Genomic DNA, 14,438 nt, shown 5'->3' with positions numbered 1-14,438 from the left:
CGCGGCTGTGAGCGTGGTGGCCCACGCCGGCGGGGCCTTCCCCGTGGCGTTTTAGGGCATGATGGGGCCATGGCCAGTGTTGAGGAATGCCGCGCCGCAATCGGCAAAGTGTCGGACCGGATCAGTCAGGTGGACGAGAGCCGCCGACGCAAGCACATCATGGACCGCACGGTCAGCGTTACCGTCAGTGACCTGGCGACCGTCTTCGATATGCGTTTGGACATGGCAGGACTGGTCGGGATCACCGACCGCCCCGTCGATCCAGCGGCAAAACGGGCCCAGGTCCGGATCACCGTTTCCAGCGACGACCTCGTCGAGCTCGCCGAGGACCGTCTCGATTTCGCCAAGGCGCTGCTCAGCGGTCGGATCAAACTGGACGCGAGCCTGGGCGACATGATGCGGCTGCGCAAACTGCTGTAACACCGGCCGATATCGTTTGCGGGTGGTTGACGACGTCCAGGACCCCCTTGAGCTGGCTCCCTTTCGGGGAATCCGCTATGCCTCCCCCGATGCCCGGGCACTCATCAACTCTCCCGAGCTGGACGTGGCCCGTGCGCTGGCCCCGCCCTACGACGTGGTGGACGCGGTCTCTGCCGGTCACCTGCTGCGCGGCGGGCCGCGCAACGCCGTGCGGCTGACCGTCCCACCGGCTGCACACGCCCTCACCGGGCTGACCGGCCCCGACCGGTACCGCAGGGCTGCGACCACCCTGCGCACCTGGATCGAATCGGGGACACTGGTCCGCGACCGCTTCCCCTCGCTCTACGTGTACGAGCAGCTCCTTCCCGGGGGAGAACGTCAGCGCGGGTTGATCGGAGCATTGCGGTTGCCCGGCCCGGGGGCACGGTCCGTACGCGCACACGAAGAGGTCTTCGCCGAGTCGGTGGCCGACCGTGCGCTGCTGATGACCGAGGCCCGCGCCAACCTTGAGCCGGTCTTCCTGCTCTACCAGGGCGGTCGTGGAAACCAACGCGGCGCCGCAGCGCTGGCAGCCGAAGCCGAACCGCCCGCAGTTCCTCTGGTGGACACCACGACCGACGACGGTGTCACGCACCGGCTGTGGGCGATCACCGACACCCCACAACTCTTTGAGATCGCCGCAGACCTGGCACCGCGCAACGCACTGATCGCCGACGGTCACCACCGTTACGCCGCCTACCAGCAGATGCACGCCGCAAACCCCACAGCGCGGGCATGGGGGTACGGCCTCGCCCTCCTGGTGAACTCCGACACCTCGCCTCCGCACGTGGGAGCCATTCACCGCGTCATCGCCGGCCTGGACTGCAGGAGCGCCGCACGGGCAGCCGGGACAGCAGCCAAGGTGGACGATCTCGGCGGTTGCTCCATCGACGCCGCGAGTGCCCGATTGGCCGACGCCGCCGAACGCGGCCCCGCCCTGCTGCTGGCTGATGCCCGACACCGCTATCTGGTGCGCGACATCGACCGTGATCGTCTGGCCGCTCTGTTGCCGAAACGGTCTCCCCGATGGCGTGCGCTACCCACCGCAGCGCTGATCGGTATCTTCCTGCCGATGTGGAAAGTCCGCGACGAGGACGCCGAACTGGTCCACGACAACGCGGCCGAGGCTGCCCGGTCCGCCGTGCCCGGTGAGCGGACCGCGGTACTCCTGCCTGCGTTGAGCGTCGATGACGTCTACGCGGTAACAGCTGGTGGCGAACTCACCCCACGCAAATCCACCTCCTTCGGCCCCAAACCGCGCACCGGATTGGTGTTGCGCAGCCTGGACCCGCCTGACACCCCTTGAGCGAGAGTTGAATCCGTTGACACTCCTGACCAGCACCGAACCATTGCACTCGGTCTATGACGCGGCCCTGTTCGACCTCGACGGGGTCGTCTACCTGGGACCCGATGTGATCCCCGCGGCCCCCGACGCCGTGGCCGCTGCACGTGCGGCCGGAATGCGCGTGGCTTTCGTGACCAACAACGCGTCCCGCACCCCCGCTTCGATCGCCGAACGTCTGACCTGGATGGGCGTGCAGGCCGACGCCGCCGACGTGGTGACCGCCGCCCAGGCGGCCGCGCGCCTGGTGGCCGAGCGTTTCGCCCCGGGGTCCCCCGTACTGGTGGTCGGCGACACCGGCCTGCGCCAGGCGGTACGTGAGCAAGGGCTGCGGCCGGTGACGACCGTCTATGACAAACCCGTGGCGGTGGTGCAGGGGTACTCGCCCCGCATGGGGCTGGATCTGGTGGTGGAGGGGGCCTTGGCCGTCGCGGCAGGAGCACTGTTCGTGGCGAGCAACGGCGACGCCACCGCGCCGCTGGGCCGTGGAATCCAACCGGGCAACGGTTCCTTCGCCAGGGTGATCGCCTACGCCACGAAACACGAACCCATCGTGGCGGGCAAGCCCGAACGCCCCTTGCACGAGGAGGGGGTGAACCGCACCGGAGCAACCAACCCTCTGGTGGTGGGCGACCGCCTGGACACCGACATCGAAGGGGCCACGAGGCGCGGGGCGCACAGCCTGCTGGTGCTGTCGGGTGTGACCACTCCCGTCGAATTGATGCTGGCGCCACCCGAGCATCGGCCCTCCTACCTCTCCTACGATCTGGACGGAATCAACGAGAGCCACCCCCCGACCGTCGTGGAGCACGGCCGGGCGCGCTGTGGCTCCTGGCAGGCGCAATCGAACGACGGGCACCTTGAGCTTGAGGGGTCGGGAGAGCGGCTGGACGCTCTGCGGGCGTTGTGCGCGGCCGCCTGGACCAGTACCCGTACCGTCTCTCCCGACTCCGCCCAGAAAGCAGTCGATCAACTGGGGTGGTGATCACGGGGGGCGACATGCCGCACAGTCTTGGCCTCCACCTCGAAAACGCTGGACGCTCCACTGGGCGAACGCCAGAATCGGCGTCGCAGCGCTCCCGTGACCTGAACCGTGTCGCCGATGCGCCAGTCACGAGTGAGTTCGACCATGTCACGGCGGAAACTCACACAGGTGATGGGATCGGCGGGCTGATTGGGACGCTGCTCAGCCGGGGGCCTCGTGACGGCGATACGCCATGTCACCAGTTGATCGCCGCTGGGCAACTCACGCACCGACGGTTCGGCGGTGACCCGGCCGGCCAACAGGATCTCGTTGCGGTGCCCGGCGGGCTGGGGAACCGGGCGAGCCGGAACCGGCCGCTGGCCGGGGCCTGGCGCGAACGGACCGCGAGGGCTGGGGGGTGCTGGTGCGCGATCGTGCATGGTCGTCCTCTCGAAGAAACCGGAGCCACCGGGGCTGGCAACGCGGGCAGGGCCCTGCTGTCTCCAGGATCAGCGGGTGCGCCAGGACGTCTGCGCCCCGGAGCGCAATCTGTGGACAACCGCACCGGGATCGCCCCTGCCGCCCGTCTGCCCCGTACCGTCTACATAGATTCGGGTCCGCGACATCGCGGGCCGGCAGACGAAGCGGGGGAGTCCATGGCTGACACGACGCGGCCGACCGGCGAGGACATCACGCCCCTGGGCGACGAGGTCTACGCGATCGACACTCTGATGGCCGGCTGCCCAGGGGTCACCTCCAGCTACCTGCTGCGCACCGAGCGCCCCTGCGTGGTGGAGGTCGGCGCAGCCGGATCGGCCCCGGTCCTGCGCGACGCGATCCACCGGCTGGGGGTCGCACCGGCGGATCTGGCCACCATCGTGGTCACCCATATCCACCTCGACCACGCCGGCGGCACCGGCGAGATCGCACGAATGTTTCCCAATGCGGAAGTAGTGGTGCACGAGAAGGGGGCGCGGCACCTCGCGGATCCCACCCGGCTGATGCGCAGCGCCCGCATGGTCTGGGGCGAACGGCTGGACGCACTGTTCGGGGAAATGGCCGCGACCGAGGCCGTCCGGATCCGGGCCGTGGACACCGGTGGCATCGTGGACCTGGGCGGGGGCCGCACTCTCACCGCCCACTACTCCCCCGGCCACGCCAAACATCACGTGGGGCTGGTGGACTCGGCAACCGGGGACCTCTATGTCGGTGACGCGGCCGGAATATACAACCCCGCCACCGGTGGGGTCCGCCCCGCCACCCCACCACCGGACTTCGACCTGGACGCCGGGCTGGCCTCCCTGCGGCTGTTCGGCGACATCGACCCCCAACGACTGATGTTCTCCCATTTCGGCGCAACCGACTCGGTCGAGGAGACCCTGTGCCTCGCGGTGGAGGAACTGCGGCTGTGGGTCAACACCGTCCGCGTCTCCCGGGACGACGGAGGCGACCTCGACCACGCCATCGCTCTCATACGCGAACGCGTGACCAGCCGCCCTACCGAACCATCCGACGCGCTCTCGCAAACCCGACAGGTCATGGACGCTCTCAGCGGGGTCGAGGGCAACGTCGCGGGCATCGTGCACTGGCTGGACCGGATCGCGGCAGAACAAGAGGAAACAGAGCGGACAGGATGACCGGGAAGGAGCTCCGGCCGGTGGCCCTGGTGACCGGGGCCACCGGGGGGATCGGCGCCGGCGCGGCCCGCCGACTGGCAGCGGAAGGGTTTTTCGTCGTGGTGCACAGCCGCGACGGCCGGGCCGCAGGAACCGAACTCGCGGCGGAACTGGACGGCTATCACGTATGGGCCGACTTCTCCGACGAAAAGAACATCGTTGCACTGGCCGAACAAGTCCTGGCCAGGCTGGGCCGCCTGGACGTGCTGGTCAACAACGCCGGAATCAGCACGGTCGTCGAACACGCCGACATGGCGGCGGTCTCAGCCGCGGACTGGCACGCGCTGCTGGACGTCAATCTCATCGCGCCCTGGACACTGACCTCGGCGTTCCTTGAGGCACTGCGGTCAAGTCCTCGCCCGGGCGGTGGCTCGGTCGTCAACGTGACCAGCCATGCCGGGGTGCGTCCCAAAGGCGCGTCGATCCCTTATGCGGCGACAAAAGCGGCCCTCAACCATGTCACCCGGCTGCTCGCCGCCGCGCTGGGCCCGCACGTACGCGTGAACGCGGTGGCGCCGGGATTCGTCGAGACCCCGTTGACCGCACAATGGCACGAGGCGAGACGGCATTGGCGCGACACCGCGCCCATGGGCCGCACCGCGACCCCGGCCGACGTCGCCGACATCGTGTGGGCGCTGGTGGCGAATTCCTATATCACCGGTGAGGTCCTGCTGCTTGACGGGGGATTCAACCTGCGGTGAGGACGCTGCGAACCGAACGGCACGACTCTCCGTGCGGTCATTTTAGTGATATATTCGGTCAATATAATGACCGAAGGAGGCGCGTGACCGACCGCGACACAGCCGCGACCGTGGCCGCCAACGTCCACTCCGCACGGACCAGGCACGGGCTCTCCCTCGATCAGCTGGCAGCACGGGCCACCGTGAGCAAAGGTGCCCTGGTGGCCGTGGAGAACGGCAAGGGCAACCCCAGCCTCTCCACCCTCGTACGCCTTGCCGACGCACTGTCCCTGTCGGTGTCCGCACTGGTGGAACCGCGCACCAGCACACAATCGATCCGCGTTGTCCCCCTCGACCGCGTCGCACCACTGTGGACCGGCACCGCAGGCGGTACCGCCCGGCTGCTGCTGACCACCCCCGGCCCGGCACCGGTCGAGGTGTGGCGGTGGCGCCTCCTGCCCGGCGAGACGCACCGCAGTGCGATGCACGGAGCAGGGGTACACGAAACCGTGACGGTGCTCAATGGCACACTGCACGTCACCGTGGACAAGGCCGAGACGGTCGTTGCGACCGACGCAACCGCGGCTTTCGCCGCCGACAAGGAGCACGCCTACTCCTGCGCGGCGGATCAGCCCTGCGACTTCCTGATGACCGTGCATCTGTCGCCCCGATCCCTTCCATCCCGAGGAGAACCATGACCGCCGACCTCTCCGCCTGGCTCGACGAGGCCCGTGTTGACGATGCCGTCTTCACCCTGCGTCCCGACTACCGAGCGTTTCTGATCGCCGCAGAGGGGCTGCGTCCCGGTCCCAGCGACGCGGCCAGCGAGGCGCTGCTCGCCGACGCCGAATCCCGTGCCACGACACTGCTCGCGGACACGGACCCGGCCGACCTCCCCCACGTGCACTCCTGGCGGGAGGCGTTCCGCTCCTTCGGAGCAAAACCGCAGCGCACCCGCACCAGCGTGGAGGCACTGCTGCGCAGGGCGTCAGAGGGACTGCCCCGTGTTGACCGGCTCACCGACGCCTACAACGCCGTCTCCGTCTCCCACGTCGTTCCTGTCGGCGGCGAGGACCTCGACTGTTATCAGGGGCCGCTGCACTTGGTGCGCGCCTCTGGTGATGAAGAATTCGAGACGAGCAAGGCCGGTGAATCGATCATCGAACACCCTGCACCGGGCGAGGTCGTGTGGCGCGACGCCACCGGGGTCACCTGCCGCAGATGGAACTGGCGCCAGTGTCTGCGCACCCGGCTCACCGAGACGACCACCCGGGGCATCTTCATCATCGACACCCTCGCCCCCATGACCTCCGGTGACGTCGAAGCAGCAGGCGATGCCCTGCTTTCGGCGCTGCACACGACCAGTCCGGAGCTGAAGGCCGTGAGTCGGCTCCTGACCCGATAATCAGGCGACAATCCCTGCTCACGCCCCCTAGGGTCACCACATGACCCTTGTGATCCGACCGTTCCGAGGCGACGACGCCCCGGCGGTCTTCGCTTTCCGCCAGGCGGTGATGCCGTATCTGGTCGACACCGTTGCAGCCATGTGCGATCGTGCGGCCCGGGTTCCGGAAACGTCCCGGGAGACGGTGCTCGTCGCCGAACTCGACGGCGTGGTCGTGGGCCGGGCACGCGCCGGCCTGGAGTGGGAGACGACACTGGCCGGCCAAGGAGAAATGGACGTGCTGGTGGCCCCGGGTCATCGCGGGCGAGGAGCGGGCAGCGCGCTGCTCCAGGCGGCCGAGAAGCACCTCGCCGCCGTCGGAGCCGTTGTCCTGCGCGGCAATGTGCTGGATACCGACTCCGCCGGGTTCGCCGAACGCCGCGGCTACCAACGCCGCACGAGCGCGAAGTTCCAAGAACTCGACCTCAGCGCGCTGCCGCCGATCCCACCTGCGCCCGGGAACGCCGCGCTTTCCCCCTTCGCCCGGTTCGGCGCCGACCCCAGACCACTGCATGCGGTGGAGGCCGAAGCAATCAAGGACGAGCCTGCCGACATCCCCTTCGACGCCAGTCCCTACGAGGACTGGCGTCGAATGATGTGGCGGCATCCCCTGATGAACACCGACCTGAGTACCGCCGTGGTGGTGGACGAGCGGCCCGTCTGCACCGTCAGCCTGTTCACTGACGGCATCGACAGGGTCTACTCGGCGATGACCGGGACCCTACGCGGCTACCGCGGTCGTGGACTGGTCAAATACGCCAAGACCGCCGCACTGCACAGGGCTCGGGAGCACGGCTACCGTTTCGCCTACACGGCCAACGCGGACGACAACGTGCCCATGCTCGCCATCAACCGGTGGCTGGGTTATCGACCCTGCGCCGAGGAGAGTCTGTACGCCAAACCCGCAGCAGGGCACTCCGCCCGCTGAAGACGGCTCATGGCACGGTGGGCGGAACCCCCGGAAGCCCGATCACGGTGAGCAGATGGGCGTAGAGGCCGTCGTCGAACGACAGGTCCGGGGGCAGCACGTCGAAAACACGGACCTCGAGCGTCTCGAACTCCCCGGTGAGTGGAACGAGGCCGACCAACCGCGCGTGGGTGACGACCGTCGTGTGCCCGTTGGCAAGACGGTAGTAGCCGGCAATCGTCAGATCGGCCAGTTCCGCGCCTGCCTCTTCCCGCACCTCCCGGCGAGCAGTCGTCTCCACGTCCTCACCCGGCTCGGTGTGGCCGCCGGGAAATTCCCAGGCGCGGTCGCGATGGCGGACCATGACCGGGCGCCCGTGGGAGAACAGCAGCACAACGACTGAGTCATGGGTTGCGGGCAGCTCACCGAGGTGGACGGCGGCGCCGTTGAACGGCGGAGGGAGAACGGTCATAAGCGCTGTCGCCTCACGTGTGCGTAGCCGTCAGATGGTCGATGCCGGGGATACCAGGAGAGCCAAAATCATCCGATCATCGGATGCCAGCCATGGCGCCTGTGGAGAAGAACGGTCAAGGGCGCGTACATCCGTCAACGGAAGTTCTGGCATCCCCTCAAGTCTCACCGATGAACTCGCGGTGCGCCAGCCCCCAGGCCCCATCGTCATGGCCCCGGGGTGGTGGTGCGGGCCAACACCTCTGCGATGGCCCGCACCACCACCGGTCAGAGCCGGGTCAGGTGCTCCAACGGGAACGGCGGCTGAGCGAGTGGCCTGGTGGCGATCCTCATCAGCGACAGAGGATTGTCGTCGCCCGCGGTGCGGTTGGAGCTGAGCTCGGCGCACCCTGTGCAGCGGTGGACGATGACCCATTCTCCGGCACCGCGTACGGCGATGGCGATCGGTTCCATCCGGGCACGGCATTCGGAGGCGCGGTCCCCCGGCAGGCGATCGTCCACATGCCTGCTGTATAGACAGTTCGGGCAATGATTGCGGTGTTGCGTGCCCGGCGCCCACAGCGAGACGTCGAGACGGCAGTGGTGACAGCGAAACGATCGGGCGCCCTGATCGGCACGTGAACGAGAACGGTCGTCGCGTCGTTGGGACACGATGGAATGCTCCTAGCGGGAATCGGCGAAACGGCACACGTGGAGTGCGACTCGCCCGCACCGCAAGGTCAACCCGAGGGCATCAGTAGATCTTTTTCGATCGCTGGACACCACAAGTCGGACTCCAAGCGGGCATACACGGCGCACTCGGGAACTGCCGGGGCACAAAACTCACCGTTTCCATGCTCGAAGAGCGCAGGTCACCAAGGTCGGACCCGCCACCCATCCAACCCAACTTCACCGGAGGCCGAGAAGCAATCGGTTTTTCAGGGTGCCGCTCCTGCCGGTTTCCGACACGACGGCGCCGGGCGGTTCGCGGACAAGAGCCACGAACCGCCCGGCGCCGAACCACAGTCGCGAGGAACTCCTAATTCTCCCGGTCCCGGGGTGCGGGGCCGTCCTCGTGCCCGCGCACATCGCCGGCGTCGGCCTCTTCGGTGGACATCGAAGGCACGGAAGGAGCCTCGGACTCCGCTTCCTCCTCGAAGTAGGGGTCCTCGGCGTCGGTCCAGACCACGTCATCATCGCTGTCCACGATCTCGACGCCCTCAAGAGCGGCAAGACGCTCGTCGGCGTCGGTCCCGCCTTCCCGGTCCACAGCGGATGCGCGAGAGAAGTACTCACGAGCTTCGCTCTCGCGGCCGAGTTCGAGCAGGGCATCGGCGTAGGCGTAGAACAGACGGGCCACCCACGGGCGTGCGCGGCGCTCCTTGAGCTCCGGTACCTGGAGTTCCACCAGGGCAGCGTGGATGTCCCCCATGTCCCGGCGTGCCCCGGAGGCAACGATCCGCAACTCGATCCGGTCGGCGACGTCGAGGTCAGCGGCCTCGGGTCCGTGTGCAACCTCGAGGGCCCGCTCCGGACGGCCGAGACCGCGCTCGCAGTCGGCGATGACCGCCAGGTAGGTATTGCGACCATTCATCCTGCGAGCGGCCCGGAGGTCGGAGAGTCCTTCCTGCCACTTCCCGACACTGTAGGCAGCAAGCCCCGACGCCTCACGCACGGCACCGATCCGCGATGCCTTGCGACGGGCGTAGACAGCGTGCTGGTAGGCACGCTCCGGGTCTTCCTCGAGCAGTTCACCAGCCGCGACCAAGTGTTTGGCCACTACATCGGCCAGCGACTTGGGAAGCGTGGTCAGTTCACTGCGGACATCGGGGTCCAGGCGGTGCGGCAAGGCGTCTTCGGGCAGTTCCGGCGCGGTGTCGCGCGGGTCACGAGGCTCCTCGCGGTAACGGTCGTTGCCCTGCTGGCGACGGGGGCCGTCAGAGCGGTAGCCGGAACGCATCGGCCGATCGCTGCGACCGCCGCGCTCGTCACGGCGCCCCGAACCTGCACCCCGGCCGTCCCGGGGCCGGTCGTCGCGACGGAAACCTCCGCGGTCACCGCCCGGCCGGTCGTCGCGCCGGTCGGAACCGCCACGATAGCCGCCCTCCCGACGCTCACCCGAATAATTTCCGCGGTTGCGGTCGCCCGGCCGCTCGTCGCGCCGGTCGGAACCGCCACGATACCCACCGCGATCGTCACGCCGGTCGGAACCGCCACGGGAGCCATCCCGCCGGTCGCTGTCTCGGAACGAGGAACGCTGCTGGTCACTCGACCGGAACGGGCGGTCGCCACGCCCCCCTCGGAAGCCTCCGCGGTCACCTTCGCGTCGCTCACCGCCCGGACGGCCTGCGCCGTCACGGCGGGGCCGCTCGTCACCACGCGGCCCATCACGGTCGTCACGGGGACGGTCTGCGCGATCGTCCCGACGGAAACCACCACCCGCGCGGTCGTCTCGACGTCCGGAATCACGACCGTCACGTGACCAGTTCCCACGCCCGGATCCACCGCCCCCCCGGGCTGTGTCCCGACCGAACCGGCCGCTGTCACGACCCCCCGACCTCTGGCCGCCGGATCGATGACCTCCATGGTCGCGGGCTCCGGAGCCTTCGTGGCCCCCCGATCGGCTTTCGTCAGTCATCGTTCCGTCCGTAAACAAGTCAAAAGCGCTGCCACCTCTTGCATAGCAGCGCAAAATGATTCCGAAGATCCAGACCAACTGTACGGCATCTGTGGATCTACCTGGAAAACCATGTGTTTTGGCCGCTGCAACAGGCATGACGCGGTACAGCGGGGTCCGGGAAAACCTCTCTGGACACGTTGGGGTCGGTGCGGTGGCCGCTGCCGGCGCCGTCGCCCGCCCGAAAATCCTCACGGGTGCGGGTGATGACTGCCACCGAAAACACCCCTGAAAATGCGGAAGGGCTCGCCCAGCCACCCCCACAAGAGGCAACCAAACGAGCCCAACCAACATCAATTACGGCGGCGTCCTACTCTCCCACCCCAGCAAGGAGGCAGTACCATCGGCGCTGGAAAGCTTAACTTCCGGGTTCGGAATGGGACCGGGTGTTTCCTTCCCGCTATGACCACCGTAAACCTCCACCCAACCACCCACCCAACAGGCGAGCGCGGGAAACCCACGGAAAACCAACCACCAAAAAGGCAGCCAGCCAAAAACGAATAGTGTGCGCGAGCATCCAGTCATCTGCGATGGACAAGCCCTCGGCCGATTAGTACCGGTCAGCTCCACCCCTCACAAGGCTTCCACATCCGGCCTATCAACCCCATCGTCTCTAGGGGGCCTTACCCACTCGAAGTGGTGGGAGACCTCATCTTGAAGCAAGCTTCCCGCTTAGATGCTTTCAGCGGTTATCTTTCCCGAACGTAGCCAACCAGCCATGCCCTTGGCAGGACAACTGGCACACCAGAGGTTCGTCCATCCCGGTCCTCTCGTACTAGGGACAGCCCTTCTCAAGTCTCCAACGCGCGCAGCGGATAGGGACCGAACTGTCTCACGACGTTCTAAACCCAGCTCGCGTGCCGCTTTAATGGGCGAACAGCCCAACCCTTGGGACCAACTCCAGCCCCAGGATGCGACGAGCCGACATCGAGGTGCCAAACCATCCCGTCGATATGGACTCTTGGGGAAGATCAGCCTGTTATCCCCGGGGTACCTTTTAGCCGTTGAGCGACACCGCTTCCACACGCCGGTGCCGGATCACTAGTCCCTGCTTTCGCACCTGCTCGACACGTCCGTCTCACAGTCAAGCTCCCTTGTGCACTTACACTCAACACCTGATTGCCAACCAGGCTGAGGGAACCTTTGGGCGCCTCCGTTACTCTTTAGGAGGCAACCGCCCCAGTTAAACTACCCACCAGACACTGTCCCCGAACCGGATCACGGTCCCAGGTTAGATGCCCGAAACAGTCAGAGTGGTATTTCACCAACGCCTCCACCATCACTAGCGTGACAGCTTCACCGGCTCCCACCTATCCTACACAAACCATCCCAAACACCAATGTCAAGCTATAGTGAAGGTCCCGGGGTCTTTCCGTCCTGCTGCGCGAAACGAGCATCTTTACTCGTAGTGCAATTTCACCGGGCCCATGGTTGAGACAGCGGGGAAGTCGTTACGCCATTCGTGCAGGTCGGAACTTACCCGACAAGGAATTTCGCTACCTTAGGATGGTTATAGTTACCACCGCCGTTTACCGGCGCTTAGATTCCCAGCCTCGACACAAAAGTATCTAACCAGTCCTCTTAACGTTCCGGCACCGGGCAGGCGTCAGTCCGTATACAGCGTCTTACGACTTCGCACGGACCTGTGTTTTTAATAAACAGTCGCTTCCCCCCGGTATCTGCGACCCCACCCAGCTCACGAGGAAAACTCGATCACCAGACAGGGCTCCCCTTCTCCCAAAGTTACGGGGACAGTTTGCCGAGTTCCTTAACCATGGTTCACCCGATCGCCTCGGTCTACTCGACCTGACCACCTGCGTCGGTTTAGGGTACGGGCCGCCCACACACTCGCTAGAGGCTTTTCTCGACAGTACGGGATCACTCACTTCAGCTCAACGCCTCGACGTCACGCCTCACCCTTCACAGAACACGGATTTACCTATGCTCCAGGCTACACGCTTGACCCGGGAACAACCATCGCCCGGTAGAGCTACCCCTCTGCGTCACCCCATCACTTACCTACTACCCAATCGGATCCCACGCCTCCACCCACAAACACCCGAAGGCGAAAATGAGCTTCAGTGGTGGTTAGCATCAAAGGATTCAGTATTGGACGCGTATGAACGGGTACGGGAATATCAACCCGTTATCCATCGACTACGCCTGTCGGCCTCGCCTTAGGCCCCGACTCACCCTGGGCGGATTAACCTGCCCCAGGAACCCTTAGTCAATCGGCGCCAGTGTTTCTCACACTGGTTTCGCTACTCATGCCTGCATTCTCACTCCCACACAATCCACCACAGAATCACTTCGCAGCTTCACCTCGTGCAGGACGCTCCCCTACCAAACAACACAAAAGTGTTGAGTCCACAGCTTCGGCGGTGTACTTAAGCCCCGTTACATTATCGGCGCAGAATCACTTGACCAGTGAGCTATTACGCACTCTTTAAAGGATGGCTGCTTCTAAGCCAACCTCCTGGTTGTCTCAGCAACTCCACAACCTTTCCCACTTAGCACACGCTTAGGGGCCTTAGCTGATGATCTGGGCTGTTTCCCTCTCGACTACGAAGCTTATCCCCCGCAGTCTCACTGCCTCGCTAACTTAAACCGGCATTCGGAGTTTAGCTGACGTCAGTAACCTTGTAGGGCCCATCAGCCAACCAGTAGCTCTACCTCCGGCAAGCAACACGAAACGCTGCACCTAAATGCATTTCGGGGAGAACCAGCTATCACGGAGTTTGATTGGCCTTTCACCCCTACCCACACCTCATCCCCCAGGTTTTCAACCCTGGTGGGTTCGGGCCTCCACGAAGTCTTACCTCCGCTTCACCCTGGACATGGGTAGATCACTCCGCTTCGGGTCCACAGCATGCGACTCAAACGCCCTATTCAGACTCGCTTTCGCTACGGCTACCCCACCCGGGTTAACCTCGCCACACACCATGACTCGCAGGCTCATTCTTCAAAAGGCACGCCATCACCCACCACCCACAAGGAGTCCAGGCTCTGACGGCTTGACAGCACACGGTTTCAGGTACTATTTCACGACCCCTCACCGGGGCACTTTTCACCTTTCCCTCACGGTACTAGTGCACTATCGGTCATCAGGACGTATTTAGGCTTAGCAGGTGGTCCTGCCAGATTCACACGGAATTTCACGGGCTCCGCGCTACTCGGGAATACACCAACGACTAGACCTGATCTTCACCTACGGGACTCTCACCCACTCCGGTACCGTTTACCACCAGTTTCGGCTAATCAGACCATCATCGCGCCCAGCCGGCAGACTGAACACAGCACATCCCACAACCCCGCACACGCAACCCCTGCCGGGTATCACACGCGCACGGTTTAGCCACATCCCCTTTCGCTCACCACTACTCAGGGAATCACTATTGTTTTCTCTTCCTGCGGGTACTGAGATGTTTCACTTCCCCGCGTCACCACCAACTACCCTATACATTCAGGTAGCGGCAACCCGACACAACTCGGGCTAGGTTTCCCCATTCGGACACCCACGGATCAAAGCTCGGTTGACAGCTCCCCGTGGCCTATCGCGGCCTCCCACGTCCTTCATCGGCGCCTGATGCCAAGGCATCCACCGTGTGCCACTATCACTTGGCCACCACAGATACAAGATGCTCGCGCACACTATTCACAAATCAAAACACCACCCGCAAACCCAAACACCACTCAACGAGAAAAAACCTCACCAAGAGTTCTTTGAGGCGGCACCAGAAAACAACCACCAACCCTCCCCACCAAGCCCAGCCGGCACACTCGCACGACCAAACCCTTAACGATGAAGAAAGCCGGTATCGGTTGCTTCCTCAGATACC

Annotated in this window: 12 protein-coding genes and 2 rRNA genes; 8 read left to right on the top strand and 6 right to left on the bottom strand. The window is 65.1% G+C overall.

The genetic code is table 11. From position 1 onward, the window contains the following. Positions 1-69 precede the first annotated feature (69 nt). From AC0VYP_RS07280 to AC0VYP_RS07270, 3 genes are read left to right on the top strand one after another with little or no spacing between them, the layout of a single operon-like run. A complete protein-coding gene (locus AC0VYP_RS07280; protein WP_285760881.1) occupies positions 70-420 on the top strand; it encodes an SCP2 sterol-binding domain-containing protein in 351 nt (116 codons plus the stop codon). Between the two features lie 22 nt (positions 421-442). Then, positions 443-1,765 carry a DUF1015 domain-containing protein gene (locus AC0VYP_RS07275; RefSeq protein WP_285760879.1) on the top strand — a complete coding sequence of 441 codons (1,323 nt, stop codon included), beginning with the start codon at positions 443-445 and terminating at the stop codon, positions 1,763-1,765. A gap of 16 nt (positions 1,766-1,781) precedes the next feature. After that, positions 1,782-2,786: an HAD-IIA family hydrolase gene (locus AC0VYP_RS07270; protein ID WP_285760878.1), complete on the top strand. Its 1,005-nt coding sequence runs from the start codon at positions 1,782-1,784 to the stop codon at positions 2,784-2,786. On the opposite strand, the gene AC0VYP_RS07265 is transcribed toward AC0VYP_RS07270, so the two are convergent. Continuing rightward, positions 2,771-3,205, bottom strand: coding sequence for a single-stranded DNA-binding protein (locus AC0VYP_RS07265; protein WP_285760877.1), 435 nt, complete (start codon positions 3,203-3,205; stop codon positions 2,771-2,773). The genes AC0VYP_RS07270 and AC0VYP_RS07265 overlap by 16 nt on opposite strands. A 216-nt stretch (positions 3,206-3,421) precedes the next feature. Here AC0VYP_RS07265 and AC0VYP_RS07260 point away from each other — a divergent pair, with 216 nt between their 5' ends. The 5 genes from AC0VYP_RS07260 (at position 3,422) to AC0VYP_RS07240 (ending at position 7,493) form a co-directional block, all read left to right on the top strand. Next, positions 3,422-4,402 (top strand): MBL fold metallo-hydrolase, encoded by a 981-nt coding sequence (locus AC0VYP_RS07260; protein WP_475473118.1) that lies wholly within the window; start codon positions 3,422-3,424, stop codon positions 4,400-4,402. Between the two features lie 20 nt (positions 4,403-4,422). Beyond that, positions 4,423-5,142, top strand: a complete 720-nt coding sequence (locus AC0VYP_RS07255) for an SDR family NAD(P)-dependent oxidoreductase (RefSeq protein ID WP_285760875.1) — start codon at positions 4,423-4,425, stop codon at positions 5,140-5,142. 83 nt (positions 5,143-5,225) lie between these two features. After that, the gene (locus AC0VYP_RS07250; RefSeq protein WP_285760874.1) at positions 5,226-5,819 is read left to right on the top strand and encodes a helix-turn-helix domain-containing protein; all 594 of its coding nucleotides are present in this window, start codon (positions 5,226-5,228) and stop codon (positions 5,817-5,819) included. Then, entirely contained in the window at positions 5,816-6,526 is a 711-nt protein-coding gene (locus tag AC0VYP_RS07245) for a B3/B4 domain-containing protein (RefSeq protein WP_285760873.1), read from the top strand. The genes AC0VYP_RS07250 and AC0VYP_RS07245 overlap by 4 nt, the downstream gene beginning before the upstream one ends. 40 nt (positions 6,527-6,566) lie before the next feature. Continuing rightward, positions 6,567-7,493, top strand: coding sequence for a GNAT family N-acetyltransferase (locus AC0VYP_RS07240; protein WP_285760872.1), 927 nt, complete (start codon positions 6,567-6,569; stop codon positions 7,491-7,493). Between the two features lie 7 nt (positions 7,494-7,500). On the opposite strand, the gene AC0VYP_RS07235 is transcribed toward AC0VYP_RS07240, so the two are convergent. The 5 genes from AC0VYP_RS07235 to AC0VYP_RS07215 form a co-directional block, all read right to left on the bottom strand. Continuing rightward, positions 7,501-7,944, bottom strand: coding sequence for an NUDIX domain-containing protein (locus tag AC0VYP_RS07235; RefSeq protein WP_285760871.1), 444 nt, complete (start codon positions 7,942-7,944; stop codon positions 7,501-7,503). A gap of 266 nt (positions 7,945-8,210) precedes the next feature. Then, positions 8,211-8,594 (bottom strand): RNHCP domain-containing protein, encoded by a 384-nt coding sequence (locus tag AC0VYP_RS07230; protein WP_285760870.1) that lies wholly within the window; start codon positions 8,592-8,594, stop codon positions 8,211-8,213. 367 nt (positions 8,595-8,961) lie between these two features. Beyond that, positions 8,962-9,882 (bottom strand): tetratricopeptide repeat protein, encoded by a 921-nt coding sequence (locus tag AC0VYP_RS07225; RefSeq protein WP_285760868.1) that lies wholly within the window; start codon positions 9,880-9,882, stop codon positions 8,962-8,964. A 1,014-nt stretch (positions 9,883-10,896) separates the two neighbouring features. After that, a 5S ribosomal RNA gene (gene rrf, locus AC0VYP_RS07220) occupies positions 10,897-11,013 on the bottom strand. A 115-nt stretch (positions 11,014-11,128) separates the two neighbouring features. Then, positions 11,129-14,224 (bottom strand): 23S ribosomal RNA (locus AC0VYP_RS07215). Between the last annotated feature and the right edge of the window lie 214 nt (positions 14,225-14,438).

The organism is Nocardiopsis sp. iso_186 (genome assembly GCF_056173365.1).
Note: the sequence above shows the minus strand (reverse complement) of the source record. Positions and strands in the feature narration are given on the sequence as shown.

What these genes read in the sequence shown, in the direction of transcription:
- AC0VYP_RS07280 (WP_285760881.1), top strand. Translation starts at nt 70, where the DNA reads ATGGCCAGTGTTGAGGAATGCCGCGCCGCAATCGGCAAAGTGTCGGAC.
- AC0VYP_RS07265 (WP_285760877.1), bottom strand. Translation starts at nt 3,205, where the DNA reads ATGCACGATCGCGCACCAGCACCCCCCAGCCCTCGCGGTCCGTTCGCG.
- AC0VYP_RS07260 (WP_475473118.1), top strand. Translation starts at nt 3,422, where the DNA reads ATGGCTGACACGACGCGGCCGACCGGCGAGGACATCACGCCCCTGGGC.
- AC0VYP_RS07245 (WP_285760873.1), top strand. Translation starts at nt 5,816, where the DNA reads ATGACCGCCGACCTCTCCGCCTGGCTCGACGAGGCCCGTGTTGACGAT.
- AC0VYP_RS07240 (WP_285760872.1), top strand. Translation starts at nt 6,567, where the DNA reads ATGACCCTTGTGATCCGACCGTTCCGAGGCGACGACGCCCCGGCGGTC.
- AC0VYP_RS07235 (WP_285760871.1), bottom strand. Translation starts at nt 7,944, where the DNA reads ATGACCGTTCTCCCTCCGCCGTTCAACGGCGCCGCCGTCCACCTCGGT.
- AC0VYP_RS07225 (WP_285760868.1), bottom strand. Translation starts at nt 9,882, where the DNA reads ATGCGTTCCGGCTACCGCTCTGACGGCCCCCGTCGCCAGCAGGGCAAC.